The sequence below is a fragment of the Streptomyces sp. NBC_00887 genome (assembly GCF_045207585.1).
Map to the genome: position 1 here is coordinate 9,459,200 of NZ_CP108788.1, position 25,106 is coordinate 9,484,305.

At 69.0% G+C, this 25,106-nt stretch carries 22 protein-coding genes and 1 pseudogene; 15 read left to right on the forward strand and 8 right to left on the reverse strand.

Features of this window, described 5'->3' with window-relative positions; translation table 11 throughout:
- Positions 1-32 precede the first annotated feature (32 nt).
- The 6 genes from OG844_RS42990 (at position 33) to OG844_RS43015 (ending at position 4,131) form a co-directional block, all read left to right on the forward strand.
- Entirely contained in the window at positions 33-467 is a 435-nt protein-coding gene (locus tag OG844_RS42990) for a cupin domain-containing protein (RefSeq protein WP_406387831.1), read from the forward strand.
- A complete protein-coding gene (locus OG844_RS42995; RefSeq protein WP_406387829.1) occupies positions 464-1,732 on the forward strand; it encodes a beta-ketoacyl-[acyl-carrier-protein] synthase family protein in 1,269 nt (422 codons plus the stop codon). Before OG844_RS42990 ends, OG844_RS42995 begins: the two co-directional genes overlap by 4 nt.
- Positions 1,729-2,979 carry a ketosynthase chain-length factor gene (locus OG844_RS43000; protein ID WP_406387828.1) on the forward strand — a complete coding sequence of 417 codons (1,251 nt, stop codon included), beginning with the start codon at positions 1,729-1,731 and terminating at the stop codon, positions 2,977-2,979. Before OG844_RS42995 ends, OG844_RS43000 begins: the two co-directional genes overlap by 4 nt.
- Before the next feature lie 13 nt (positions 2,980-2,992).
- Positions 2,993-3,250 carry an acyl carrier protein gene (locus OG844_RS43005; protein WP_329214410.1) on the forward strand — a complete coding sequence of 86 codons (258 nt, stop codon included), beginning with the start codon at positions 2,993-2,995 and terminating at the stop codon, positions 3,248-3,250.
- 1 nt (position 3,251) lies between these two features.
- Positions 3,252-3,731 (forward strand): SRPBCC family protein, encoded by a 480-nt coding sequence (locus OG844_RS43010; protein WP_383187178.1) that lies wholly within the window; start codon positions 3,252-3,254, stop codon positions 3,729-3,731.
- Positions 3,732-3,801: 70 nt separating this feature from the next.
- On the forward strand, positions 3,802-4,131 hold the full coding sequence (locus OG844_RS43015) for a TcmI family type II polyketide cyclase (protein ID WP_406387826.1): 330 nt from the start codon (positions 3,802-3,804) through the stop codon (positions 4,129-4,131).
- An 81-nt stretch (positions 4,132-4,212) separates the two neighbouring features.
- Here OG844_RS43015 and OG844_RS43020 read toward each other — a convergent pair whose 3' ends face one another.
- Entirely contained in the window at positions 4,213-5,304 is a 1,092-nt protein-coding gene (locus OG844_RS43020; protein WP_406387825.1) for a methyltransferase, read from the reverse strand.
- A 34-nt stretch (positions 5,305-5,338) separates the two neighbouring features.
- Positions 5,339-6,427 carry a nitrous oxide reductase family maturation protein NosD gene (locus OG844_RS43025; protein ID WP_406387824.1) on the reverse strand — a complete coding sequence of 363 codons (1,089 nt, stop codon included), beginning with the start codon at positions 6,425-6,427 and terminating at the stop codon, positions 5,339-5,341.
- A 191-nt stretch (positions 6,428-6,618) separates the two neighbouring features.
- Between OG844_RS43025 and OG844_RS43030 the strand changes: the two genes are divergently transcribed.
- The 3 genes from OG844_RS43030 (at position 6,619) to OG844_RS43040 (ending at position 7,884) form a co-directional block, all read left to right on the forward strand.
- Entirely contained in the window at positions 6,619-6,861 is a 243-nt protein-coding gene (locus OG844_RS43030; protein ID WP_406387823.1) for a DUF397 domain-containing protein, read from the forward strand.
- A gap of 73 nt (positions 6,862-6,934) precedes the next feature.
- Positions 6,935-7,336, forward strand: coding sequence for an ACT domain-containing protein (locus OG844_RS43035; RefSeq protein ID WP_406387822.1), 402 nt, complete (start codon positions 6,935-6,937; stop codon positions 7,334-7,336).
- 47 nt (positions 7,337-7,383) lie between these two features.
- A complete protein-coding gene (locus tag OG844_RS43040) occupies positions 7,384-7,884 on the forward strand; it encodes a hypothetical protein (RefSeq protein WP_329214424.1) in 501 nt (166 codons plus the stop codon).
- Here the strand turns inward: OG844_RS43040 and OG844_RS43045 are convergent.
- Positions 7,823-10,087 (reverse strand): terpene synthase family protein, encoded by a 2,265-nt coding sequence (locus OG844_RS43045; RefSeq protein ID WP_406387820.1) that lies wholly within the window; start codon positions 10,085-10,087, stop codon positions 7,823-7,825. The genes OG844_RS43040 and OG844_RS43045 overlap by 62 nt on opposite strands.
- 239 nt (positions 10,088-10,326) lie before the next feature.
- Between OG844_RS43045 and OG844_RS43050 the strand changes: the two genes are divergently transcribed.
- Positions 10,327-11,658: an N-acetylmuramoyl-L-alanine amidase gene (locus OG844_RS43050; protein ID WP_406387819.1), complete on the forward strand. Its 1,332-nt coding sequence runs from the start codon at positions 10,327-10,329 to the stop codon at positions 11,656-11,658.
- A gap of 92 nt (positions 11,659-11,750) precedes the next feature.
- On the opposite strand, the gene OG844_RS43055 is transcribed toward OG844_RS43050, so the two are convergent.
- Positions 11,751-12,887, reverse strand: a complete 1,137-nt coding sequence (locus OG844_RS43055) for an aminoglycoside phosphotransferase family protein (protein WP_406387818.1) — start codon at positions 12,885-12,887, stop codon at positions 11,751-11,753.
- Between the two features lie 231 nt (positions 12,888-13,118).
- Between OG844_RS43055 and OG844_RS43060 the strand changes: the two genes are divergently transcribed.
- Positions 13,119-14,615 (forward strand): hypothetical protein, encoded by a 1,497-nt coding sequence (locus tag OG844_RS43060; RefSeq protein ID WP_406387817.1) that lies wholly within the window; start codon positions 13,119-13,121, stop codon positions 14,613-14,615.
- A gap of 95 nt (positions 14,616-14,710) precedes the next feature.
- On the opposite strand, the gene OG844_RS43065 is transcribed toward OG844_RS43060, so the two are convergent.
- Positions 14,711-16,144 (reverse strand): PP2C family protein-serine/threonine phosphatase, encoded by a 1,434-nt coding sequence (locus OG844_RS43065; protein WP_406387815.1) that lies wholly within the window; start codon positions 16,142-16,144, stop codon positions 14,711-14,713.
- A 514-nt stretch (positions 16,145-16,658) separates the two neighbouring features.
- On the opposite strand from OG844_RS43065, the gene rpmG reads away from it, so the two are divergent.
- Both rpmG and OG844_RS43075 read left to right on the forward strand, forming a co-directional pair.
- Entirely contained in the window at positions 16,659-16,823 is a 165-nt protein-coding gene (rpmG, locus tag OG844_RS43070; RefSeq protein WP_406387813.1) for a 50S ribosomal protein L33, read from the forward strand.
- A 48-nt stretch (positions 16,824-16,871) separates the two neighbouring features.
- Complete coding sequence (locus OG844_RS43075) at positions 16,872-17,132, forward strand: type B 50S ribosomal protein L31 (protein WP_406387811.1); 261 nt, start codon at positions 16,872-16,874, stop codon at positions 17,130-17,132.
- Positions 17,133-17,368: 236 nt separating this feature from the next.
- Here the strand turns inward: OG844_RS43075 and OG844_RS43080 are convergent, their stop codons facing one another.
- Positions 17,369-17,869 carry a tetratricopeptide repeat protein gene (locus tag OG844_RS43080; RefSeq protein WP_406387810.1) on the reverse strand — a complete coding sequence of 167 codons (501 nt, stop codon included), beginning with the start codon at positions 17,867-17,869 and terminating at the stop codon, positions 17,369-17,371.
- Between the two features lie 61 nt (positions 17,870-17,930).
- On the opposite strand from OG844_RS43080, the gene OG844_RS43085 reads away from it, so the two are divergent.
- Entirely contained in the window at positions 17,931-18,764 is an 834-nt protein-coding gene (locus OG844_RS43085) for a VanZ family protein (protein WP_406387809.1), read from the forward strand.
- Here OG844_RS43085 and OG844_RS43090 read toward each other — a convergent pair.
- Positions 18,761-20,512 (reverse strand): glycoside hydrolase family 6 protein, encoded by a 1,752-nt coding sequence (locus tag OG844_RS43090; RefSeq protein WP_406387808.1) that lies wholly within the window; start codon positions 20,510-20,512, stop codon positions 18,761-18,763. The genes OG844_RS43085 and OG844_RS43090 overlap by 4 nt on opposite strands.
- Before the next feature lie 15 nt (positions 20,513-20,527).
- Positions 20,528-21,809 (reverse strand): annotated as a pseudogene (locus tag OG844_RS43095) (cellulase family glycosylhydrolase).
- 379 nt (positions 21,810-22,188) lie between these two features.
- On the opposite strand from OG844_RS43095, the gene OG844_RS43100 reads away from it, so the two are divergent.
- On the forward strand, positions 22,189-25,029 hold the full coding sequence (locus tag OG844_RS43100) for a glycoside hydrolase family 48 protein (protein ID WP_406387806.1): 2,841 nt from the start codon (positions 22,189-22,191) through the stop codon (positions 25,027-25,029).
- Positions 25,030-25,106 lie beyond the last annotated feature (77 nt).

Consider the following 25,106-nt stretch of genomic DNA (forward strand, 5'->3'; position numbering starts at 1 on the left):
ACACCGCACAACGCGCCTGGAGGAGAGCAGTCATGACCACGCACCGGCCTCGCATCGTGGACCTCAGCGAGACTCAGCCCAACCGCAGGCGCGGAGGCGACCTGCGCGCCCTGCTCACACCGACCGCCGTGGGCGCCACCAGCGGCTTCATGGGGCTGGCCATCGTCGGCCCGGGTGAGCGCATCGGCGAGCACTACCACCCGTACTCCGAGGAATTCGTGTACGTCGTGGAAGGACTCCTCGAAGTGGACCTGGACGGAGAGCCGCACGCGATGCGGCCCGACCAGGGGCTGCTGATCCCCCCGCACGTCCGCCACCGCTTCCGCAACGTGGGCGACGTGGAAGCGCGCATGGTCTTCCACCTCGGTCCGCTCGCCCCGCGCCCGGAGCTCGGGCACGTGGACACCGAACACACGGACGTAGCCGAGCGCGGAGCCCCGCCAGAACGAACGGAGGCTGCGTCATGACCCGTCGTGTGGCCGTCACCGGAGTCGGAGTCGTCGCACCCGGCGGCATCGGAGTCCCGGCGTTCTGGGACCTCCTCTCCAACGGACGTACAGCGACCCGAGGCATCACCCTGTTCGACCCGGCGGCCTTCCGCTCGCGCATCGCCGCCGAGTGCGACTTCGATCCTGCGGCCCACGGCCTCGACGCGGACCTGGTCGCACGATCGGACCGGTACGTCCAGTTCGCCCTGGTTGCCGCCCGGGAGGCGCTGAGCGACGCCGGACTCGACCCCGAGAAGGAGGACCCCTGGCGCATCGGGGTGTCCCTCGGCACCGCGGTCGGGGGCACCACCCGCCTCGAGCACGACTACGTCGCCGTCAGCGGGAGCGGCAAGCGCTGGGACGTCGACCACCGGCCGGCGGGCGCCCACCTGGAGCGGGCCTTCTCGCCCAGCACCCTCGCCTCGGCCGTGGCCGAGGAGGTCGGCGCCCACGGGCCCGTACAGACCGTCTCCACGGGCTGCACCTCGGGCCTCGACGCGATCGGGTACGCCTTCCACTCCATCGAGGAAGGCCGGGTCGACGTGTGCATCGCCGGTGCGTCGGACACCCCCATCACCCCCATCACGGTGGCGTGCTTCGACGCGATCAAGGCGACCTCGGCGAACAACGACGACCCGGAGCACGCTTCCCGGCCGTTCGACGCCCGCCGGGACGGCTTCGTCATGGGCGAGGGCGGCGCCGTCCTCGTACTCGAGGAGCTCGAACACGCCCGTGCCCGCGGGGCGACCGTCTACTGCGAGATATCGGGCTACGCCACCTTCGGCAACGCCTACCACATGACCGGTCTGACCGGCGAAGGCCTCGAGATGGCCGAGGCCATCAACACCGCCCTCGCGCACGGTCGGATCAACGCCTCGCAGGTCGACTACGTCAACGCGCACGGCTCGGGCACCAAGCAGAACGACCGGCACGAGACGGCAGCGGTGAAGCGGGCCCTGGGCGCACACGCGTACAAGGTGCCGATGAGCTCGATCAAGTCCATGGTCGGCCACTCGCTCGGCGCCATCGGCGCCATCGAGATCGCCGCGTGCGTACTGGCCATCGAGCACCAGACGGTTCCGCCGACGGCCAACTACGAGACCGCGGACCCCGAGTGCGACCTCGACTACGTGCCGCGCACCGCACGGCCCCTGAAGCTGCGCAGCGTGCTTTCGGTCGGCAGCGGGTTCGGCGGATTCCAGTCCGCCGTCGCTCTGACCCGAACAGGCGGGAGGACCCCATGAGTACCCGGTCACACCGGCGATCCGTCATTACGGGGATCGGTGTCGTCGCCCCCAACGGGACCGGCGCCGGTGCCTTCTGGAAACAGACGCAGGAAGGCGTCAGCGTCCTCGACCTGGTCTCCCGCGAGGGCTGCGAGAACCTGCCGCTGCGCGTCGCGGGCGAAGTCAGGGACTTCGACCCGGTCGCGTTCATCGAGGAGCGTTACCTCGTCCAGACCGACCGCTTCACGCACTACGCGATGGCGGCCGCCGATCTGGCCCTGGACGACGCACGGCTCGGCCGCGCCGACTACGAGAGCGCCCCGTTCAGCGTGGGCGTGGTGACCGCCGCAGGGTCAGGCGGCGGCGAGTTCGGCCAGCGTGAACTGCAGCGGCTGTGGGGGCAGGGCTCCCGCTACGTCGGCCCGTACCAGTCCATCGCCTGGTTCTACGCCGCCAGCACCGGTCAGATATCGATCCGCGGCGGCTTCAAGGGGCCGTGCGCCGTCGTGGCCAGCGACGAGGCCGGTGGCCTGGACGCGCTCATGCACGCAGCACGCTCCATCCGGCGCGGCACCGACGCCGTCGTCGTCGGCGCGGCCGAAGCGCCCCTGGCGCCGTACTCGGTCGTCTGCCAGCTCGGCTACGAGGACCTCAGCACCTGCGACGAACCGACCCGCGCCTACCGCCCGTTCACCTCGGACGCCTGCGGATTCGTGCCGGCCGAGGGCGGCGCGATGCTGGTCGTCGAGGAGGAGACGGCGGCCCTCGGCCGCGGTGCCCGGATCCGTGCCGAACTGGCCGGCCACGCCGCCACCTTCACCGGGGCGTCCCGGTGGGAACAGTCCCGCGAGGGACTGGCGCACGCCATCGAAGGGGCGCTCGAGGAGGCCGGCTGCGCGCCGGAGGAGATCGACGTCGTCTTCGCGGACGCGCTCGGTGTGCCCTCGGCCGACCGCGCCGAGGCACTGGCCATCGCCGACGCGCTGGGCCCGCACGGTCGGCGCGTACCGGTGACGGCACCCAAGACCGGCATCGGCCGCGCCTACTGCGGAGCACCCGTGCTGGACACGTCTGCCGCGGTACTCGCGATGGAACACGGTCTGATCCCGCCGACGCCCAACGTCTTCGAGGTGTGCCACGACCTCGACGTGGTCATCGGCCGTGCGCGCCCCGCGGAACTGCGGACGGCGCTGGTACTGAGCCGAGGGCTCATGGGCTCGAACGCGGCGCTCGTGCTGCGCCACTGCACCGACACCCCTCAGTGAGAAGGAGTCCCGCATGACCACTCAACTGACCTACGAGGAACTGGCCGCGCTCATGAAGAACGGCGCGGGTCTCACGGTCGACCCGCTGGCGATGGAGAGCCGTCCCGGCTCGGCCTTCGACGAGTACGGCCTGGACTCGCTCGGCCTGCTCGGCATCGTGGCCGTGCTCGAGAACCGGTTCGGCCGCCCGCTGCCGGCCGACGCCGACCGCTGCAAGACCCCCGGCGAGTTCCTCGACCTCGTCAACAACACCCTCGTGACAGGAGCCTGAAGTGTCCGGACACACGGAGAACGAGATCACCATCGCTGCCCCCCTCGACCTCGTCTGGGACATGACGAACGACCTCGAGCACTGGCCGCAGCTGTTCAGCGAGTACGCGTCCGTCGAGGTGATCGAGCGGAAGGGCCAGACGACGAGGTTCCGGCTCACCATGCACCCGGACGACAACGGCAAGGTCTGGAGCTGGGTCTCGGAGCGCACCACCGACCGGCCGGGGCGCACCGTGAACGCCCGCCGTGTCGAGCCCGGCCCGTTCCAGCACATGGACATCCGGTGGGAGTACTCGGAGGTCCCCGGTGGCACGAGGATGCACTGGCGCCAGGACTTCGCGATGCGTCCGGACGCACCGGTCGACGACGCGTGGATGACGGACAACATCAACCGCAACTCCCGCGTCCAGCTGGAACTCATCCGCGACAAGATCGAACAGCGTGACCGGGAGCGCCGCTCCGCCTCGGTCCCGGCCAACTGACGCCGTGCCCGTCCACGGCCGGCCCGCGACACCGGGTCCGGCCGTCCCGGGTACCCAGAAAGGCAGCCCGATGCACCACGCTCTGATCGTCGCCCGGATGGCGCCCGAGTCCGCCCCGGACATCGCCGAGTTGTTCGCCGAATCCGACAACACCGAGCTTCCCCACCTCGTCGGCGTCAACAGGCGCACCCTGTTCCAGTTCGGCGACGTGTACCTGCACCTGATCGAATCCGACCGGCCCCCCGGCCCGGAGATCGCCAAGGTGACGCAGCACCCCGAGTTCAAGGCCATCAGCGACCGGCTCACCGCCTTCGTGAGCCCCTACGACCCGCAGACCTGGCGCGGTCCGAAGGACGCGATGGCCCAGCAGTTCTACCGGTGGCAGCGCGAAGGCGTCTGACGCGACCGAGGACCGCCCCGGGTCCGGCACCTAGGTGCCGGACCCGGGGCGGTCTCCGTGTACCGCGGTCCGTCGTGGATGTCAGTCCGGTACGACGCACTCGAACGCGTGGAGATACGCGTTGACCGGGCGGACCTCGCCGACCCGGAGGCCGGCCTCGGACATCCGGCCGAGCAGGCTCTCCCTCGTGTGCTTCGCGCCGCCGACGTTGAGGAGGAGCAGCAGGTCCATGGCCGTGGTGAACCGCATCGAAGGCGTGTCGTCGACCAGGTTCTCGATGATCACCACGCGGGCGCCCGGACGGGCCGTTTCGACCACGTTGCGCAGGGTCCTGCGGGTGCTCTCGTCGTCCCACTCGAGGATGTTCTTGATGATGTAGAGATCCGCCTCGACCGGGATGTCCTCCCGGCAGTCCCCGGGCACGATCGACACGCGCGACGCCAGTGAGCCGCCGTCGCGGAGCCGGGGGTCCGCCTTCGCGACGACACCGGGCAGGTCCAGGAGCGTTCCGTGGACCGTGGGGTGCTTCTCCAACAGGCTCGCGAGCACATGCCCCTGGCCGCCGCCGATGTCGACCACCGAGGACACCCCGGTGAGGTCGAGGAGCTCGGCGACATCCCGCGCCGACTGCATGCTGGACGTGGTCATGGCGCGGTTGAACACATGGGCGGACTCGCCCGCGTCCTGGTGGAGATAGTCGAAGAAGCCCTTGCCGAACGTCTCAGGGAAGACGCTGGTCCCGGAGCGCACGGCGTCGTCGAGCCGCGGCCAGACCTCCCACGTCCAGGGCTCCGTGCACCACAGCGAGATGTACCGCAGGCTGTTCGGATCGTCCTCGCGCAGCAGCCGGGACATCTCCGTGTGGACGAACCTGCCGTCCCCGTTCTCACCGAAGATGCCGTAGCAGCACAGCGCGCGCAGCAGCCGCTGCAGCGGTACGGGCTCGGTGTGCACGGCCTGGGCGAGCTCCGCCGCCGAGGCGGGCGTGTCTCCCAGCGCGTCGGCGACGCCCAGCCGGGCCGCCGCCCGGACGGCTGCGGCGCAGGCCGCCCCGAACGCCAGCTCCCGCAGCCGCATGGCCGGCGGCGGGGCCGGAGCGGCGGTGGGGGCCAAGGGCGCGGCGATGGTGGACGCCACAGGGGTGGTGTCGGGGGTGGGACTCACGGTGGTCATACCGTCTCGTTCCTCCTTGTACGGCGGTGGTCCATTACTCGGCACACATTCCGGCCGGTACGGACGTCCCGCACCGGTTGCTGGTGAAGGTGTTGCCCTTGCCCGTGGTGTCCCTGTTGGCCAGGTCGGCGGGCTTGTTGCCCCGCACGAGATTGCCCGTGATGGCGTTGTCCGTGTTGAGGGCGCCCACGAAACTCTTGAACAGCAGGATCCCGCCGGAGAGCGGGGTGGCCCCCACGTTGTTCCGGATGTCGTTGCCCCGTACGACCGTGGCCTCGCTGCCGGTGAGGACGATGCCGGACCCCTGGATGGCCGACAGCCGCGGGGTCGCCGCGCAGAACTTGTTGTTCTTGAGGATCCGGTTGCCGCTGACGGTCATCGCGCCGGCCGCGGGCTTGGACTCGTCGCCCACGACGAAGACCCCGCTGCAGTTGCCGCTGATGAGGTTGCCGTCGATCAAGAGGTTCCTGACCCGCCGGGCGGTGACGCCGATGCGGTTCCCGCGCAGGGTGTTGTTCTGGATCTCGGTCCCACGGGTGTCGGTGGCGCCGCCCTCCTCGCTGACCGAGTTCGCGATGAAGATCCCCGCGTCACCGTTGGCGGTGGCGGTGTTGCGCCGGAAGTCCCCACGCGTCGAACGCTCCTGGGCGACGCCCCAGGTGCCGTTGTTCCTGGCGGTCACCCGGTGGACGGCCAGTCCGTCGGTCCAGGAGGCCCAGATGCCGCTCTTCTTGAAGCCGGAGACGGTCAGGGACCGGATGTGGACGTCCTCGACGATCCGGGTCCTGGTGCCCACGACGCAGATGCCGTTGCCGCCCGCCGCGCACGTGTTGGCGGCCTTGGTCTTCTTGGTCGCCTTCGCCGGCATGATGACGGTCCGGCCACCTGTGCCGCGCAGCGTCAGTCCCGGCTTCGTGATCAGGACGCTCTCGCGATAGGTACCGGGCAGGACGACGACGGTGCCGCCGGGTCCTGCGGCGTTCACCGCCTTCTGGATCGAACCGCCTGGCCGGACCACGTGCTCGCGCGGTGCGGCTGCCGAGGACGGAACCACTGCCGCGCCCATCGCCGTAGCCGTGATGACAGTGACGCCTACCAGGCATTTGATGTGTCTTTTCCTCATGAGCCGAAGCTATGGGCGATGACCGCCCGCTGCCACGCAAGGTGAGCGTATGGATACATGGCGTGCCTGAATGGCTTACTCGTTCCGCTGCCCGCCGGTGCCCGGCGCATGACGCCGGGCTCTGCCGCGCCCTGTCCCGGGCCGTCGGCGGTGGCTAGGCTTTGGCCGGACGACGAGCGGGAGGAGAAGCCGTGACGGAGAGCACCACCGGCCGCCAGCAGTTCGCCAGCTGGGACAAGCCGGAGCTCGACCTCAGTGACGCGGACTGGCGGTCGGGCAGCCAGGGTGCGGGTGATGTCCAGATCGCCTTCGTGGAGGGATTCGTGGCGATGCGCAACGCCGGCAAACCCGGCAGCCCTTCGCTGATCTTCACCCCGGCCGAGTGGCGGGCCTTCGTGATCAACGCGCGGGACGGCGAATTCGACCTCGTGTGAGCCGTGCCCCGGCGTCCGTGCGGGTGCCGTCACCACGAGCGGCACCGCACAGGAGAGCCGTAACGTTGCCCCCATGACCGGCGAGCGCGATCTGCGAAAACTGCTGCACGGCATGCGACCGGAGCTGAATCCCGGCCGTTACGTCTTCACGACGGTGCCGGACGGTGAGGTGCCCGGCGGTGTGACCCCGGTGGTCGCCGTCACCGAGCGCGAGGGGCTGACCCTGGTGGTACCCGAGGCGCAGGCGCTGGAGTCCGGACTGGCCCACGACTTCGTCGCGGGCTGGATCACGCTCCGGGTGCACTCCTCCCTGGACGCCGTCGGCCTGACCGCGGCGGTCTCGCTGGCCCTCACCGACGCGGGGGTGAGCTGCAACGTGGTCGCGGGATTCCACCACGACCACCTGTTCGTTCCGTACGCGCGTGCGACCGAAGCCGTCGAGCTGCTGGAAGCGCTGGCCGCGGAGTCCGCTTAGGGAGTGCCCGGCTCCGCAACGTGAGCCGGGACACGTAACATGGCTGCATGTCCTTCCTCCGCCGCCGTAGCGCCGCCACACCCGCGGGCCCGGACTTCGACGTCCTGGCCATGGATCCGGGGGACTGGCCCGGCAACCTCGGCGCCGGTCTGCTCCCCGCTCCCGACGGGAGCTGTCAGGGCGTCTTTCTGCGCTACGACCTGTTCGGCGGCCGCGGCCCGGCGATGATCATCGGCAATCTGCCGGAGGGGTCGCCCGCCCGCGAGACCGAGGAGGGCCAGGTCCCGTTCGAGGTCGCCCAGCTCCTCCTCGCGCTCGAGAACGACGAGCCGGTCGAGGTGACCGGCACCGAGGACGTCCCCGTCATGCAGGGGGACGGCCTTCTGATCGTGCGCAGGGTCAAGCTCTCGGAGAGCCGTATCTCCTGCGTTCAGTTCGACCGGAGCGACGGCGTGCTGGTCACCATCGCCAGCTGGGACCGGCCGATCACGGACGACCTGTACGCGCTGCTGAAGCCATTGCCAGCGGAGCTCTTCCAGCAGGGCTGAAACGTCCCTGCGCGGTCAGCAGCTGCGTCACCCGTGCCGCCGACGTACCGAACCCCGTGGGGCCACTGAGATGCCACGGGGCACCGGTGCCCCGCCGTAGATCCTCCTCCCGGTAACGCCGGCAGTCGCGGTGCCAGATCAGGATCCCCGCCATCCAGTGCTGGAGCTCCACGACATAGCCCGCGAGGACCTCCCGCGCCTCCGCGTCCAGTCCGAAGTCGTCGTACAGCACGGGGAGTTCGCGTTCGGCGATGTGTTGGAACTGGCGCATCCGCGAATTCATCAGATCGTCCACGATCGACACGGCCGTCGGATAGTCCACCCCGAAGAAGTTCTGCACGACCAGGACACCGTTGTGCACCTCGCCCTCGTACTCGATCTCCTTCTGGTACGAGAACAGGTCGTTGACGAGGCAGGCGTAGTCCGACGCCGCGTTCTCCAGGGAGCGCAGGGGACCACTGCGGTAGACAGCGTCCGGCACCTTCCTGCCGTGACCCAGCCGGCACAGGCTCATCGTCAGATCCGAGCCGAACGTCGCCCTGCGCATCTCGACGTAGTCCACCGGGTCCGGGATCCGGTTCTGCGCCTGGTTCGCCAGCTCCCACAGCCAGCTCGCCGTCATCGACTCGACCGCGTCACGGAACGTACGGCGCCCGCTCGCGTCCATCGGCTCGACGGTCCGCCGCCAGAGGTCGGCCAGCCCCCGCTCCAGGGCGTTGACCGGCTCGGGCACGGACGTCCCGTCCAAGGGCATGAAGAGGGACAGCCGCTCGTTGGCCAGCCGGGCCCCGGCAAGGTCACGCGTCCGGCCGTGCACCACGGGGAACCAGTCGTCGCCGTACGTTCCCCAGGTCAGCCACTGCGATGACAGGTCGAGCTCGTCGGGCGTGGCGTCGGGGTGCAGGCCCGCGGCGCAGAGCGGCAGATCGGCCGCGACAAGCCGTTCCTCGTCCCAGATGTGCGAACCCGGCACACCCGGCTGAGCCTCCAGAAGCCCCATCCGGCGCGACCAGTCCACGATCCGTACCCGGGCCCCGTCCAGGTGCGGACTCAGCGTCGTGGTGAACGGCATGTCGAAGTCGGGCAGCAGGGACGGGCCGACGTGCTGGTACGGCACATGGGTGTGGCCGCGCAGACGGGCCGACTCCGAACGGGGCGTGAAGCGGATGGAGGCGGCCGCCATTCCGAAACCGGGCACAGCGCCGTCCGTGCCACCGCCGTTCATGTAGCGGCTGGAGCGCATGTGCCACTCGTGGCCGCCCGACTGCCAGTCCTGAAGCCCCTTGACGTACGCGAGCACGGCGACCGTCTCCTCGGGTGTGAGCCCCCTCTCCGCGCAGAGGGGCCCGAGTTCGGTGAGGGCCGTGTTCTCGAACTGCTGGAGCCGCGAGGTCAGCAGATCGTTGACGGCCTCGGCCGCCTCCTGGGTCGAGCAGCCCAGGAACGTCTCCAGGACGAGCACACCGTTGCTGTTCTCGCCCTCGTCCTCGACCTCACGCTGGTACGAGAACAGGTCGTTGCGCAGGTGGACCCCGTCGGAGAAGGCGTCCCGCAGCACCCGCAGTGCCCGCGCATCGGCCACCGACGCCGGAACCTCGGCATTCGCCGCGTACTCCACCAGCCCCGCCGACCAGGGTGCGCCGCCCACCTTGCGCCGCATCTCGATGTACTCGACGGGGTTCGCGATCCGGCCCTCGTTGATGTTCGCGAGCTCCCACAGGGACTCGTTGAGCAGATTCTCCGTAGCCTCGGCGAACCTGGCCCGCCAGGCGTCGGACATGGCCGGCACGGTCCTGACCCAGAGGTCGGCCAGACCCGCCTCGACCGGGTTCGCTGGCTCGGGCGTCGCCGCCCCCCGCTCCATCGGCATGAAGGCGGGCAGCCGGTCCAGATACCGCTTCCCGCCCTCACGGTCCGGAGTGCGCTTGAACAGTTCCAGGAAGTGGTCGTCGAAGAAGAAGACCCACACATACCAGTCGGTGACCAGGGAGAGGGCCTCGGACGAGCAGTCGGGGTGGGTGTACGCGCACAGCAGCGCGTAGTCATGGGACTCGAGGTCCTTCTCCTCCCAGATGCCGGACCCCTCGAGCATCCCCATTCCGCGCGCCCACTCCCGGGTATGGCTCCTGGCCGCCTCCACATGAGGGTTGAGACGCGCCGGATACGGCACGTAGAAGTCCGGAAGGGAGAAGGGCTGTGCCATGTGTGCGTCGGCCTTTCGAGAACTCCGCCCGGTCCGCTCGGACCGGTCCTGTCGGCGGCAGCACTACCCCTCGGCCATCCGGGGCACGCACAGTCCGAAATAGTCACACAAGCTCAATACCCGTGGCCCACTGTGCTCTTGACTCACCAACACCTCACGTCACAGAGTGTCCGCCGACGGCGGAACGCTGAGATCACCTCGGGAACGCCTCCGGTAGGCCCGGCCCAGGAAGGGTTGTCATGACGTCCAAACAGAGGACCAGGCTCGCACTCGCACTGACCACCGCGGGAGCGCTGAGCGTCGCGCTCCTCGCCCCCGCGACGCAGGCCGGCGCGGACGCGGTACGGCCGGAATGCCCGCGCAGCCTCAACTGCGACTGGGTACCGGCGGCCTACCAGCAGACCGGCGATCCGGCCGACAAGGACACGTACGGCAATTACGACACGGCGGACCGGCCGCACAGCAACCCGGTCAAGTTCATCGTCCTGCACGACACCGAGGTGGACTACGACACCACCCTGAAGATCTTCCAGAACCCGCTCAACCAGACCTCCGCCCACTACGTGGTGCGCTCGGCCGACGGCCACGTCACCCAGATGGTGAAGAACAAGGACGTCGCCTGGCAGGCGGGCAACTGGTACCTCAACACCCATTCCATCGGGATCGAGCAGGAGGGTGTCGCTGCCGAGGGCGCCAAGTGGTACACCCCGGAGATGTACCGGTCCACGGCCCGGCTCGTGCGTCACCTGGCAGCGAAGTACGACATCCCCCTCGACCGGCAGCACATCCTCGGCCACGACGGCGTGCCGCCGACCGGCGCGGCCGGTACGAGGAACATGCACTGGGACCCGGGCCCGTACTGGGACTGGAACCGCTTCATGGCCCTGCTCGGCAGACCCGCCGTGCCCAGTGCACCCAAGGACAGCGAACTGGTCACGGTCAGCCCCGACTTCGCCAGGAACGAGCAGGCGTTCCGCGACTGTGAGAAGGGCGTCGACCTGCCGTTGCAGGGGAGCAGCGCGGTCCCGCTGCACACCGGGCCCTCCGACGACGCCCCGCTCTTCTCCGACCCGGGGCTGCACCCGGACGGTTCGGCGGGCACCAACTGCGCAGCCGACTGGGGCAGCAAGATCAGCGCCACCCAGCAGGCCGTCGTCGCGGAACGGGCCCGGGGCTGGACGGCGATCTGGTGGTACGGCCAGAAGGCGTGGTTCCGCACTCCCGGCGGTACCCGGGTCACCGTTCCCACGTCCGGCCTCGTCGTCAGGCCGAAGGCGGGCAGGACCGAGGTGCCGGTGTACGGAGTGGCGTACCCGGAAAAGGGGGAGTACCCCTCGGACTTCGTGAAGCCGACGGTGGGCACACCCCTCGTGTACACGATCAAGGCGGGGCAGGCGTTCCCCGGCGGAGGTGAGGCGCCCACCGGCTACTACTACGCGCCGACGATCGACGCGTCGAAGCCGTACGACCACACCTACTTCACCGGCGCACAAAAGTACCTGACGGTGCAGATCGGGCACCGGATCGCGTTCGTGAAGGCGTCCGACGTGGATGTGGAACGGGTGCGCTGAGAACAACCGGTCAACATGCTGCGGGACCGGCGTGTCGGCACCGGTCCCGCAGCACTCGTCCCCCGTCGGTCAGGTTCTCCGGCCCGGCGCGCTCAGCGAGTGCCCACTGCGGCGCGCACGGCGCGCCGCGCCATGGCGCAGTCGTCGTGCAACCTGCGCAGCAGCAGACGCTGTTCCTCGCCCGAGGAGAGCGCGCCCTGCCGGGCCTGGCCGCCACCCGACGGCGCCCCTTCGCGCATCGCACGCTGGACGGCGGTCTCGTACGTCCGGATCTCCCGGGTCAGTACGAGCATGAGGTTCACCAGGAACGCATCACGTGCCGCGGCACCCGGCGCCTGCGCCAGCTGGCTGATCTGGCGGCGCGCCGCCGGTGCGTCACCGAGTACGGTCCAGAGCGTCGCCAGGTCGTAGCCCGGCAGGTACCAGCCGGCGTGCTCCCAGTCGACCAGCACCGGGCCGGTGGGCGGCAGCAGGATGTTGGAGAGCAGCGCGTCACCGTGACAGAACTGGCCCATGCCCCCCCGGCCGCTCGCGTGGGCCAGACCGTGCAACAACTTCTGCAGGTCACCCAGATCACGGTCGGTGAAGAGCCCCAACTCGTGATACCTGGCGATGCGTGAGGCGTAGTCCAGCGGTGCGTCGAACAGGCCCGCCGGAGGTCGCCAGGCATTGATCCTGCTGACCGCTCCGAGGGCCGCCCGCACATCCGCCCGGGGCGGTGCCTCCGCGGGGTGCCTCGTCAGCGCCGCGACCCGGCCGGGCATCCGCTCGATCACCAGCGTGCAGTTCTCGGGGTCGGCTGCGATGAGTCGGGGGACCCGAACCGGTGGACGATGCCTGACGAAGGCGCGGTACGCAGCTATTTCGTGCCGGAACCGCTCGGTCCACACGGGGGAGTGGTCCAGTAAGCACTTGGCCACCGCGGTCGCACGGCCGGTGGTGCCGACGATGAGCACCGAGCGCCCACTGCGACGCAGCACCTGGACCGGATTGAACTCCGGACAGATGCGGTGCACCGAGGCGATGGCCATCCTCAGCTGCGCACCCTGAGGGCCGGACAAGTCGAGTCGCCCGCTGAGGGGTTGGGCGCCGGTGCCCGCCGCCCGCCGGGTCCGACCCATGCCGGACGCCGGCGAGGCGGCGTTGGGGTCGAGAAAGGGCCCGCCGCCCGCACCCATGGGGCGGAACGCGCGGGGTGGGGCGGACACGGAGGACGATGCTGTGTACATGGGCGAGACAGATCCCTTCGTGCGCCGACAAGTTACGTGCGCCGCCCCGGCCGACGGCCGTTCGGCACCCTGGGGAGTCCCGAGGGCTGCCGGGCGGGGTGGCGCACTCCTACCTGACACCGGGTCATGGGTAGTGGACCATCTGGCGCACCCTGGCGAAGCCTGGCGAATAGTCACTCAGCATCTGACAGCGGGTTAGTGTCAAGTCAGCCGAGAACCTGGGGGCTTGACGTGACCGGAGAACCCAACACCCGCCTTTCTGATCTGTTCGGCCTGGCCGGATGGTCCAAGGGGGAGCTAGCGAGAATGGTGAACCGGCAGGCGGCGGCCATGGGCCACCTCCAGCTGGCCACCGACACCTCGCGGGTCAGGCGCTGGATCGACATGGGGGAGTCCCCCCGAGATCCCGTGCCCGAAGTGCTGGCAGCTCTGTTCACCGAGCGGCTCGGCCGTGTCGTGACCATCGAGGACCTCGGGTTCGGCCGACGCGGGCGTGTGGGGAAACGGCAGGACACCGGGACGGAGAAGAATCCCGACGGAATGCCGTGGGCGCCCGAACGGACGGCAGCGGTCCTCACCGAATTCACGGGAATGGACCTCATGCTCAACCGACGCGGCTTGGTGAGCGCGGGCGCCGCGCTCGCCGCTGGCTCAGCCATCACAGGCGCCATGCACGACTGGCTGCATTCCGACCCCGCCCCGGCGGCCAAGGCAGCCGGCCTCAACGACCCCATGTACGCCGACGCGGCCGGCTTCGACCGGTACGAGGCCGCCCCCATCGGATCCGAGGAGATCGAGGCCCTCGAGCGCTCGGTCGAGGTATTCCGTGCCTGGGACGCCTCACGCGGCGGAGGGCTTCAGCGCAAGGCCGTCGTGGGCCAGCTCAACGAGGTGGGAGGCATGCTCGCCTACCACCACCCCGACCATCTGCAGCGCCGGCTGTGGGGCGTCGCCGCCAACCTCGCAGTCCTCGCGGGCTGGATGTCCCACGACGTAGGCCTCGAACCCACCGCCCAGAAGTACTTCGTCATCGCCGCGCATGCGGCGCGCGAGGGGGGAGACCGGCCGAGGGCCGGCGAGGCCCTCTCTCGCGCGGCACGCCAGATGGTTCATCTGGGCCGTCCGGACGACGCCCTGGACCTGATGAAGCTCGCCAAGTCCGGTTCGGGGGAGGAGACTCTGCCCCGCACACAAGCGATGCTGCACACCATCGAGGCTTGGGCCCAGGCGTCCATGGGGCGCGGACAAGCCATGCGGCGCACGCTCGGCGAGGCCGAGGAGCTCTTCGTCTCGGACAAGGGCGACGTGCCGCCCCCGAGCTGGATGCAGATGTTCGACGAGGCGGACATGCACGGCATGCAGGCCCTGGCGTTCCGTACGCTCGCGGAGCACGATCCGGCTGTGGCCGGCACGGCCCAGCGCCACGCGAAGCAGGCGCTCGAGCTCCGTATAAACGGTCGTCAGCGGTCCAAGATCTTCGACTACATCTCGCTGGCGTCGGCCTGCTTCATCGCCGACGACCCCGAGCAGGCCGACCGGTACGCACGGCTCGCCCTGGTGTCGATGGGGGAGACCTCCTCCCACCGCACCTGGGACCGCCTGCGCGAGATGTACCGGCTCACCGGTCAGTTCGCGGGGTACGCCAAGATCGAGGACCTTCGCGAGGAGATCCAACTCGCCCTGCCGCAGAGCACGTTCACCCAGAAGCCGAGGGGCTCACAGATCTGATCCGGGGCGCCGTCGACCGGCGCAGTGCCGTCGTCCGGCCCAGTCGGAGCAGCGAATCAGCACATCCACGGGCGGTCGTGCCGTCCTGCGATTCCTCATGCCCCGACGCGGGCCACCAGCACACATGCGTCGTCGAGCCGTTCGGTTCCGCCGAACTCCTCGACGACAGTCCTTACGCAGTCCTGCGCCGTGCGGGCCTGCGCGAACCGCGGGGCCAGGCCCAGCAGCGCGTCCGGGCCGGCACTGCGGTCCCTCTGCCGTGTCAGCCCGTCGGTGTGCAGCATCAGCACATCGCCGGGAAGCAGGGTCACCTGGTCCTGCTCGTAGGAGACGGCGGACGCCGCGCCGAGCAGCACGCCGTCCGGCATCGGAAGAGGACGCCCCACTCCGTTGCGGAAGAGCAGCGGCGCGGGGTGACCTGCCTGCGCCCAGGCGAGCGTGCCTGTCGCAGGGTCGAACCGGCAGCACACGGCGCTGCCCAGAACGGGCTGGACCGAGGATTCGATCAGCTGGTTCAGATGGCCCATCACGGCGCCCGGCTCGATGCCGGCCATCGCCATGCCGCGCAGCGCGCCCAGCAGCATCGCCATGGCCGAGGTGGCGGGGATTCCGTGGCCCGTCAGGTCACCGACGGTGAGCAGTGTCCTGCCGTCGGGGAGCTGCAGCGCGTCGTACCAGTCGCCGCCGATCAGGTTGCTCGACTCCGACGGAAGATAGTGGGCGGCGGTGTCCAGGGCGCCGGAGCCCCGGCCGGGAGTGGCGAGTGATCCGCGCCAGGGGGGCAGCACGGCCTCCTGCAGTTCCACGGCCATCCGGTGCTCGGTCCGCGCGATCTGCTGTCCGCGCCGCAGCGAGTCCCGGGTCCGGCTCATGAGGTGCTGACTGCGCCGGAGCCTGCTGACATCGCGCAGGACCGCCCACATCGAGGCGGTGCAGCCGTCGGCGTCGAGAACGGGTTCGCCCATCATGTGAACCGTGCGCATCCGGCCGTCGGGCAGCAGGATCCGGAATTCGCCGTCTATCGGCCTGCCGTCGACCAGGCAGTCGGTGACCATCGACATCAGCAGGGGCTGGTCCTCGGCGAGGAGCAGGGACGGCAGCTCGTCCAGGGACAGCGGCTCCGTTTCCGGTGACCTGCCGAAGATCTGGTAGAGCTCGTCCGACCAGCTGACCTCGTCGGTGAGCAGATTCCATTCGGCGCTGCCCACCCTGCTGAGGAGCGAGCCGGGCCGCGGTACGTCCGTCGTGTCCCCGTCGGCCGCCCCGGCGGGTTCGTCGTCCGCCTCCGCCGGAATGCCGTCCTTGAGCTGTCCCAGGTGCTCACCGAGGTCGTCGAGCTGGTGGACGGCCAGATCGCAGAGCGCGCGCTGCCAGCGCACCTGGGGGTCGTCCTCCTCGATGACCGAGGTGTCCCGCCGCACGGCATCCACGTCTCCGCGCAGCCGTCGGGTCCGGCTGATCAACGCCTCGACGGCATCTCGCTCGGGCGGCTGGGGGGCGGGGCGGTCCGCGAACGTATGGGACGGCATCTCGTACTCCGATACAGGCATGGCACGGCCGGTTCATGGGGGTGGACCGAACACGACTGTTGCACAGGCTCGGGGAGCCCGTAAGGGATTTGGCAACACTCGATGCGTTGTTGCTTCCGGCATATGCCGTCGGCCGAGTGAGGTGAGGTCTCGCCGAACACCCTTGCCTTTACGCGGGTGTTGACGCAAGTCGTCGGGCGTGAGCGGCTGCGTGTACGCCCGCGTGCGGGGCTGTCGCGCGGCGCACCTCTGCGGGGATCAGGGCATATGCGTGCTCCGGGAGCCGTTGGATCAGTGATGCCGCTGCGGTCCGGGGTCCTGTCCGGCGCCCGGTCCGAGGAGGCGCCGCCGGTGGTGTCCGCGGCGATGGACAAGTGTGCGTCGGGCAGGTGTTCCGACGGGCGGATCGGTTCCCGGGAATGCGGGTGGCCCTGGCCGCGTTACCCGACCAGAACGAAAACGATACCCATTCCCATTACGGGGAGGGGGTCGGTGCTCTCGTCTGGAGGTGCCCATGGCACGCAGTGAGGTCAGGCCGGTCATCACCCTCCGGTCCACGGCCGGAACCGGCCACAGCTATGTGACACGCAAGAACCGCCGCAACAGCCCCGACCGGCTCGAGCTGCGCAAGTACGACCCGGCCGCGGGAGCGCACGTCCTCTTCCGTGAGGTTCGCTGACCGCTCACGCCGCCCGGCAGGACCCTTGTCCGTGAGGAAGGAACGCCCATGAAGTCCAGCATCCATCCCGTATCCCGTCCCGTGGTCTTCCGTGACATCGCCGCCGGAACGGCCTTCCTGACCCGCTCGACCGCGGATGCCGAGCGACGCGTCGAGTGGGAGGACGGCAACACGTATCCGGTCATCGACGTGGAGACCTCGTCGGCCAGTCATCCCTTCTACACCGGTACGCGCCAGGTGCTGGACGCGGCCGGTCGTATCGAACAGTTCCGGCGCCGCTTCGGCGCGGCCGGAGACGTCAAGGGCTGACATCGTCCCTGGTGAGCATGGTGTGGATCACATGTGCGGCTGCCGATTCCCGGGAACGGCCCTCGGTGGTTTATCGTTCATATATACGTGGGACCGAGCGGGCCGCGCCCGCGCGCGGCGACCGAGATTCGCACCCCGTACACAAGCCGCCCCGGCTGGATTCCCCCGATCCGGCCGGGGCTCCTTTTTGCTCCCGGGCTGCTGCGAGCGGTCCGCCGGCTGCCCACGGGTCGGGTTCACATCGTCTGGTTGAGGTCCGTCGCGTAGTGCTCGATGGCGGGCCGGTACCTCCGCACTCCGGGGCTGTCACTCGTCTCCGCGACGAGGCGCAACAGAATCTGCATGGCTTCGTGATGCTCGCCGGTGTTGAACAGTGCCATGGAGAGGAACGTCCGCAGCGCGCCGTCGTCCGGGAACTCCGACACACCGCGGCGCAGCGTCTCGACGGCCTGCCCGAACCTGCCCAGCACCCGGTAGGTGCTCCCGAGCCCGAGCAGCGCTCCCCGGCGGTCCTCCTCACGGAGGGCGTCGCCCTGGAGGCAGCGCTCGTAGTACGGGACGGCCTCGGCCTCGAGGCCGAGCACATCGTGGACCCAGGCGGTGTGATAGGCCACGTCCACGGCATCGGGATAGTCGGCGGTGAGGGAGAGCAGGCGTTCCCTGGCCTGTTCGGGGTGGCCCTGTTCACGCAGCCGCACGGCCTGCGCCAGCAGCTCGTTCTTGTCCGATGCGCTCATGTCCACATCGTCGCACCCGACTCCGGGTGTGGCTGTCAGGGTTGGGGGCATCCGTTCCGCCATGACTGTAGAGGCGAATCGTAGTGCACAACACCGAAGCTGGGGCCGTCTTGCGCTGCGCGTGTTGGTGCTGATCGCGGCATTTCTGAGCCTTGTGGCGTTCTCCGTCGTCCTGGCGAAGGTGACGCTGACCCCCTCGCCGGCGTCCGAGGGCATCGTCACCTCGAACCTGCAGCCGGGGCGGTCGCTGCGGCAGTACGCGCAGGACTACACCTTCCTGGCCGCGTGCAAACAGGCGGGAGGCAACCTTCTGCTCGGCGCGCCCTTCGGTGTCCTGCTGCCGATCCTGGTGCCGCGTCGGCTGCGCATGATCCGGATGATCCTGCTGACCGGGCTGGTCATGGCGGTCGTCGAACTCACGCAGGGGGCGCTCGTCGCCGGGCGGGCCTTCGACGTCGACGACGTGATCCTCAATACGAGCGGCGCTCTGCTCGGCTACGCGCTGGTGGGCCGGCGGATCAGCCGTCGCTACCACGCCCTTTCCGACGTGCCGCCCGTGGAGGACACTGCCAGGACGAAGCCTACGAGGAAGGCCGCGGACCGGACAGGGGCAAAGAGCAAGCCGGGCACCAAGAGCAAGGCCGGTGCCAGGACCGGTGCGGGCAACAAGGCCGGTATCAGGACGAAGGTCGGTGCCGGTGCCGGTGCCGGTGCCGGTGCGAAGAGGGGTATCAGGAACAGGTCCGGGTCCGCCAAGGCGGTTCCCGCCAAGGTCTCTTCCGGCCGGAGAGCGTCCGCGTCGGCCGCCCGCGGACGCGCCCTCATCGGCCGGATGTGGAGCCGTCGGCCGGGCCCGGGCGGGGGAGCGTCCGGAACCGGCCGACGTGGAAACTAGAGCGCCGGGTGGGCGTTCTTCATGAGCTCCTGGAACTGGGCGGAGAACCAGTGTCCGGAAACCGGGGCGTTGCCCAGCGCTCCGGACGGGTTGTTGCCGTTGCGTGCGTTACCGCCATAGGCCGGGTCGCACATCCCGTCGAATCCCTTGCCCTCGTCGTTCGGGATCGCCTTGCTGGAGCCGTCGGACTCACCCGGCGGCTTCATCCAGACGTACGCGTCGATCCCGGCTGCGGGGGCGGCCTTCGGCCGTTCGCCGAGACCGGCTCCGGCCTGGTTGCACCAGTTGCCCAGGTGGATGCGCCGGTCGTAACGGCCACCGTCCACGTAGGTGTCGACGCTGGTGGACGCACCCGGTCCGGTCGGCCGCTGCGTGCCGCCCCAGCCGTTGCGCGAGGTGTCGATCAGCATGCCGATGTCGGAGTTGAAGCCGACCGAGATGAGCTTTTGGCGGAAGGCCTGAGCGTAGGACTGCTCGTCTGTGTAGCGGTTCCAGTCGACCCACTTCGACTGACGCACGGACGTGCCGTTGACGGAGTCGCCGATGGAGAAGTTGTCCTCCTTCGTCGCGCCGTAGTTGGCCGTGTTGGTGATGAAGCCGTGTACGTCGTTGACGGTCGCGCCCTCGGTCGTCGCCGCCACCTTGAAGATGTCGGCGGTCGCGCCGAAGTTGTCGTCCCAGCCGATCCAGCCGTGGTGCCCCGCGTCGATGTAGTTGTAGACGTTGGGCACGTCACCGAGCTTGTTCAGCGCGTAGCCGACGCCCTTCTGGTAGTTGCCGTTGGCCTTCATCACGTCGCAGGCAGGGGTCGCGGTGGGGCGGCTGCCGGTATTGGTCACGAGGTTCGGCAGCGAGTCGATCTCGACCGTGGTGACGATGCGCAGCCCCGCGTACTTCGCGTCGCCGAGGATCGCCGCGATCGGGTCGATGTACTCCGTCTTGTAGCGGCCGATCTCCGTGGGGCCGAGCTCACCGTTGGAGGCGAGCGCCGAGCAGTCACGCCCGGGCAGGTTGTAGATGACGAGCTGGACGACGAGTTCGCCTGAGCCCTTCTGCGTCAGAGCCGCGTCCAGATGGTCGCGCAGGCCCATTCCGTCGTTGGCGCCCTCGATCGCGGCGATCCGGTCGAGCCAGACACCCGTGGGCTGGTTGGATACCCGGGTGCCACCCGGCTCCGCGGCGGCCTTCGCCGACCACTCCGGGTTCACATAGACCTTCGCGCCCTCGTACGGGTTGTTGACACGGCTGCCCGCCGGAGGATCGGTGGGCGGATCCGTGGGGTCCGGCGGGTCGGTCGGCTCCGTGGACCCGTTGCAGGTGACGCCGTTCAGCTTGAAGGTCGCGGGAACGGCACTGTTTCCGTTGCCCGTGGCGTTGAACCCGAAGGAGGTGGAGGCTCCGGAGGCGAGTGTGCCGTTGTAGGAGACGTTCTTGGCGGTGACGGCAGCGCCGCTCTGCGTCACGGTGGCGTTCCAGCCCTGGCTGACCTTCTCGCCGCCGGCGAAGGACCATTCGAGCTGCCAGGTGGAGATGGCGGCACCCGTGTTCGTCACGCTCACGGCGGCCGTGAGTCCGCCGTTCCACTGGTTCTGGATCTTGTAGTCGACGGTGCATCCCGCCGCCGCGGCAGCCGAGGCCCCGAAGGGTGCTGCCGCCGCTGCGGAGCCGGCGGCTGCGGCGACAAGTGCTCCCGCCGCTATGAGTGCTGTTCGTGATCGGCGCATGGTGGTGCGGCTCGTGCGGCTCATACGAATTCCGTTTCCTCAACTGTCGAGGGCGCGCAGATGATCGCGCAGCCCGATTCCGTACGGGGTGGGGGTACCGTCGTAGTCGCTGATCAAGGACGGGCCCGTGAAGCTGTCCCCGGGGTTCCGGGTCCATCCGAGCTGGGAGAGCCCGCGGTCGTCGAACCACTGCATGACCCCGCCGGCACAGCCGTGGGAGCAGGTGTTCTCGCCGATCTCGTCTGCGACGAGGGGGACATCGGCGGCGACCGGTGCGAGCGGGGAGTTCCAGCAGTCCTCGTTCGCACAGAGGTTGACTTGTAGACATGCCAGGCCTCGGCGAGATTGCCCGCCGGGTCCTGGGGCCGGTGCCGGAGCTGCCGTCCCGCCGGCAGGTCCGGGCCTGCTCGACCGCGGGAGCAGCGGTCGTGGCAGGGCTCGTTGAATAGATCGAACACCACGGTCGGATCGTCCTTGAGAGCCGAGGCGACCGAGGGCCAGAAGTCCGGTGTACAGCGGGAGTTGTGCATCGGCTTCCCGCAACTGGCGTGCGCGTCGGAGCAGTCCGCCGGGCTTCCGGTGTACTGCCCCCAGGTCCAGTGCGGTTCGACCGTGGTTGTCATGCCGTGCTCCCCGACCCGTCGGCCAGGTCCTTCACGGCGCTGATGGAGTTCTCGCCCGCACCTCGCGGGTCTATCGTGTCCAGGCCCAGCCGGCACTCCTCGTTCAAAGGGATTCGGACGGTGTTGGCGTTCCGGTCGGCGATCGCCTGTACGGAGGCGTCGTCGACCGGGCCGTCGTGGATGCCACGGCCCTGCGCGCCCATGAGTTCGCCGCCGGAGCGGTTGACGCCGAGGATGCGGCGGGTCGCGCCGTTCTCGTCGACGAGCTGATTGCCGGAGACCTTCGGTCGGGGCGGTTCCCCGGCAGGGGCGGGCGGTTCGGCCGGATCAGTGGGATCGGTCGGATCCGGGTCCGGATCCGCTGTGCAGAGCGTGCCGTTGAGCCCGAACGCACCGGGTGTGGACCCGGACCCCGCACCGGACGCCAGGAAGCCGGAGATGACCCTCGCGCCGTTCGCGAGTGCTCCGTTCCAGCCCTCGCTCGCCGTAGTGACGGCACTGCTCGCTGCACCCAGGTCGGTGAGCGTGACGGATCCCTGGAAGCCGCCGTCCCGCTGACTCACAGTGCTGTGTTCCACCGTGCATGCGGGGGCGGATCCGGAGGCCGTCACCATGGGTGCGGCAACCAGGCCGGCCGTGGCGAGCACTGCTCCGAGGAGCAGCCTGAACAGGTGCGATAGGTGCGGGGGGTGTCGCATGAGCGACTCCTTGCAGATCGGGCGCGCCCCCTACGGCACGTCGACTGATGGAACCGCTCCCACTGGTGTGGCTTGACGTTAGAGCGTCAAGTGGTGTCGGTCAACACACCTGTTCTCATCTCTTGCTATCGAATTAATTCGACTCTTCAAGTCTCTTGACTCTCTTTTTCCTCGTCCCCATGCTGGGAGCGCTCCCACTGGTTCAAGGCTTGTGTTCAACCCCGCTTGCCCCCCATGTCGCCGAGCCGCGAGGAGGAACCCGCGCATGCCATCGGGAAGCGCACGAAGAACATGGTTACGAAGAAGATCCGCCAGAACTGGAGTCGGATCCAGACGGTTGTGGACGGCATTCGTCGTCACACTCGCTCTTCCACTGGGCATGACCGCCGCTGCGAACACCCCGGCCCAGGCCGCGGCCGTCGAGTGCAGCGTCGACTACAAGGCCAATGACTGGGGATCCGGTTTCAGCGCCGAGCTCACCGTCACCAACCGGGGCTCCGCCGCGATCAACGGCTGGACCCTGAGTTACGCCTACACGGGAAACCAGCAGCTCACCAACGGCTGGAACGGCACCTGGTCCCAGTCCGGGAAGACCGTCACGGTCAAGAACGCCGCCTGGAACGGTGGCATCGCCGCCGGGGCCGCGGTCTCCACGGGCGCACAGTTCAGCTACAGCGGCACCAACGCCGCCCCGACCGCCTTCTCCGTCAACGGCACGGTCTGTGCGGGCGCCCACAAGGCACCGATCACCGTTCTCACCTCTCCGGCGGCGGGCGCCGTCTTCACCGCCGGCGATTCCGTACCACTGGCCGCCACCGCGGCGGCGGCGGACGGGGCGGGGATCAGCAAGGTCGAGTTCTACGACAACACGACGCTGTTGGGCACCGACACCACGTCCCCCTACACCTACAGCGCCGCAGGTCTGTCCGCGGGGAGCCATTCGGTCTACGCGAGGGCGTACGACAGTCTCGGAGCCTCGGCCGAGTCGACGCCTGCGGGCATCACTGTCCGCTCCGGTCCGGCAGTTGTTGCCACGCCTGCCCAACTGGGAGTCCAGCAGGGCAAGTCGGGGACGTTCAACGTCGCGCTCTCCACCGCGCCGACGTCTGCGGTCACTGTCGGGGTGGCCAGGACAGCAGGCAACTCCGGTCTCGCCGTCACCGCCGGCGCGAGCCTCAGCTTCACTCCGTCGAACTGGTCCACGGCCCAGAAGGTGACCGTTTCGGCCGACGCCTCCGGTACGGGAGCCGCGACGTTCACCGTGACAGCCCCCGGCCACAGCAAGGCCGAGGTCACCGTCACCCAGCTGGCCGCGGCGAAGGAGTACGACGCGCGCTTCCTCGAGCTGTACGGGAAGATCACCGACCCGGCGAACGGCTACTTCTCGCCGGAAGGTATTCCGTACCACTCCGTCGAGACTCTGATAGTCGAGGCCCCCGACCAGGGGCACGAGACGACATCGGAGGCCTACAGCTATCTGATCTGGCTGCAGGCGATGTACGGGAAGCTCACCGGGGACTGGACGAAGTTCAACGGTGCGTGGGCCACCATGGAGAAGTACATGATCCCCACCCACGCCGACCAGCCCACGAACTCCTTCTACAACGCCTCGAAGCCCGCCACCTACGCGCCCGAGCACGACACCCCGAACGAGTACCCGGCGGTACTCGACGGATCGGCGGCCTCCGGATCGGACCCGATCGCGGCCGAGCTGAAGAGCGCGTACGGCACCGACGACATCTACGGCATGCACTGGATCCAGGACGTCGACAACGTCTACGGATACGGCAACACGCCCGGAGGGAAGTGCTCGGCCGGTCCCACCGAGACCGGACCGTCGTACATCAACACCTTCCAGCGCGGACCGCAGGAGTCGGTATGGGAGACCGTCACCCACCCGACCTGCGACAACTTCACCTACGGCGGCGACAGCGGCTATCTGGACCTCTTCACCGGGGACGCCTCGTACGCCAAGCAGTGGAAGTTCACCAACGCTCCGGACGCGGACGCCCGTGCCGTGCAGGCCGCTTACTGGGCCGATGTCTGGGCCAAGGAGCAGGGCAAGGCGAGCGAGGTCGCGGCGACCGTCGGCAAGGCGGCGAAGATGGGTGACTATCTGCGCTACTCGATGTTCGACAAGTACTTCAAGAAGATCGGCAACTGCGTCGGTCCGACCGCCTGCCCGGCCGGAAGCGGCAAGGACAGCGCGCACTACCTGATGTCCTGGTACTACGCCTGGGGCGGTGCCACCGACACCTCGGCGGGCTGGTCCTGGCGCATCGGTTCCAGCCACGCCCACGGCGGATACCAGAACCCGATGGCCGCCTACGCCCTGAGTGCGTCGGCCGGCCTCAAGCCCAAGTCGGCTACGGGGCAGCAGGACTGGGCCAAGAGCCTGGACCGGCAGCTGGACTTCTATCAGTGGCTGCAGTCGGACGAGGGTGCCATCGCGGGCGGTGCGACCAACAGCTGGAAGGGCAGTTACGCCCAGCCGCCGGCCGGTACGCCGACCTTCTACGGCATGTACTACGACGAGAAGCCCGTCTACCACGACCCGCCGTCCAACCAGTGGTTCGGCTTCCAGGCGTGGTCGATGGAACGCGTCGCCGAGTACTACCACGAGTCGGGTGACGCCCAGGCCAAGGCCGTGCTCGACAAGTGGGTCGACTGGGCCCTGTCCGAGACGACCATCAACCCGGACGGCACCTACCTCATGCCGTCCACCCTCAAGTGGTCGGGCGCGCCCGACACCTGGAACGCGTCAAGTCCCGGTGCCAACGACAGACTTCACGTGACCGTCGCCGACTACACCAACGACGTCGGGGTGGCAGGGGCCTACGCCAGGACCCTTACCTACTACGCCGCCAAGTCCGGTGACACCGAGGCGAAGGCAACGGCCGAGGCACTGCTCGACGGCATGTGGGGGCACTACCAGGACGACGCAGGTGTGGCGGTGCCGGAGACCCGGGCCGACTACAACCGGTTCGACGACCCGGTGTACGTCCCCAGCGGCTGGACGGGCGCCATGCCCAACGGCGACACCGTCAACAACGACTCGACCTTCCTCTCCATCCGCTCCTTCTACGAGGACGACCCGAACTGGCCCAAGGTGCAGGCGTATCTGGACGGCGGAGCAGCGCCGGTCTTCACCTACCACCGGTTCTGGGCACAGGCCGACATCGCACTGGCTCTGGGGGCGTATGCCGACCTTCTGGAGTGAGTGACCCGGCGCCATGAGATCCCGGCGCCATGAGGTCCAGGCACCATGAGGTCCCGGTCGTCGGCCGTCCAGCCGAC

Excerpts from the sequence above, each read along its gene's own strand:
- OG844_RS42990 (WP_406387831.1), top strand. The coding sequence starts at position 33 with ATGACCACGCACCGGCCTCGCATCGTGGACCTCAGCGAGACTCAGCCC.
- OG844_RS42995 (WP_406387829.1), top strand. The coding sequence starts at position 464 with ATGACCCGTCGTGTGGCCGTCACCGGAGTCGGAGTCGTCGCACCCGGC.
- OG844_RS43000 (WP_406387828.1), top strand. The coding sequence starts at position 1,729 with ATGAGTACCCGGTCACACCGGCGATCCGTCATTACGGGGATCGGTGTC.
- OG844_RS43005 (WP_329214410.1), top strand. The coding sequence starts at position 2,993 with ATGACCACTCAACTGACCTACGAGGAACTGGCCGCGCTCATGAAGAAC.
- OG844_RS43015 (WP_406387826.1), top strand. The coding sequence starts at position 3,802 with ATGCACCACGCTCTGATCGTCGCCCGGATGGCGCCCGAGTCCGCCCCG.
- OG844_RS43020 (WP_406387825.1), bottom strand. The coding sequence starts at position 5,304 with ATGACCACCGTGAGTCCCACCCCCGACACCACCCCTGTGGCGTCCACC.
- OG844_RS43025 (WP_406387824.1), bottom strand. The coding sequence starts at position 6,427 with ATGAGGAAAAGACACATCAAATGCCTGGTAGGCGTCACTGTCATCACG.
- OG844_RS43035 (WP_406387822.1), top strand. The coding sequence starts at position 6,935 with ATGACCGGCGAGCGCGATCTGCGAAAACTGCTGCACGGCATGCGACCG.
- OG844_RS43040 (WP_329214424.1), top strand. The coding sequence starts at position 7,384 with ATGTCCTTCCTCCGCCGCCGTAGCGCCGCCACACCCGCGGGCCCGGAC.
- OG844_RS43045 (WP_406387820.1), bottom strand. The coding sequence starts at position 10,087 with ATGGCACAGCCCTTCTCCCTTCCGGACTTCTACGTGCCGTATCCGGCG.
- OG844_RS43050 (WP_406387819.1), top strand. The coding sequence starts at position 10,327 with ATGACGTCCAAACAGAGGACCAGGCTCGCACTCGCACTGACCACCGCG.
- OG844_RS43055 (WP_406387818.1), bottom strand. The coding sequence starts at position 12,887 with ATGTACACAGCATCGTCCTCCGTGTCCGCCCCACCCCGCGCGTTCCGC.
- OG844_RS43065 (WP_406387815.1), bottom strand. The coding sequence starts at position 16,144 with ATGCCGTCCCATACGTTCGCGGACCGCCCCGCCCCCCAGCCGCCCGAG.
- rpmG (WP_406387813.1), top strand. The coding sequence starts at position 16,659 with ATGGCACGCAGTGAGGTCAGGCCGGTCATCACCCTCCGGTCCACGGCC.
- OG844_RS43075 (WP_406387811.1), top strand. The coding sequence starts at position 16,872 with ATGAAGTCCAGCATCCATCCCGTATCCCGTCCCGTGGTCTTCCGTGAC.
- OG844_RS43080 (WP_406387810.1), bottom strand. The coding sequence starts at position 17,869 with ATGAGCGCATCGGACAAGAACGAGCTGCTGGCGCAGGCCGTGCGGCTG.
- OG844_RS43085 (WP_406387809.1), top strand. The coding sequence starts at position 17,931 with ATGACTGTAGAGGCGAATCGTAGTGCACAACACCGAAGCTGGGGCCGT.
- OG844_RS43090 (WP_406387808.1), bottom strand. The coding sequence starts at position 20,512 with ATGAGCCGCACGAGCCGCACCACCATGCGCCGATCACGAACAGCACTC.
- OG844_RS43100 (WP_406387806.1), top strand. The coding sequence starts at position 22,189 with ATGACCGCCGCTGCGAACACCCCGGCCCAGGCCGCGGCCGTCGAGTGC.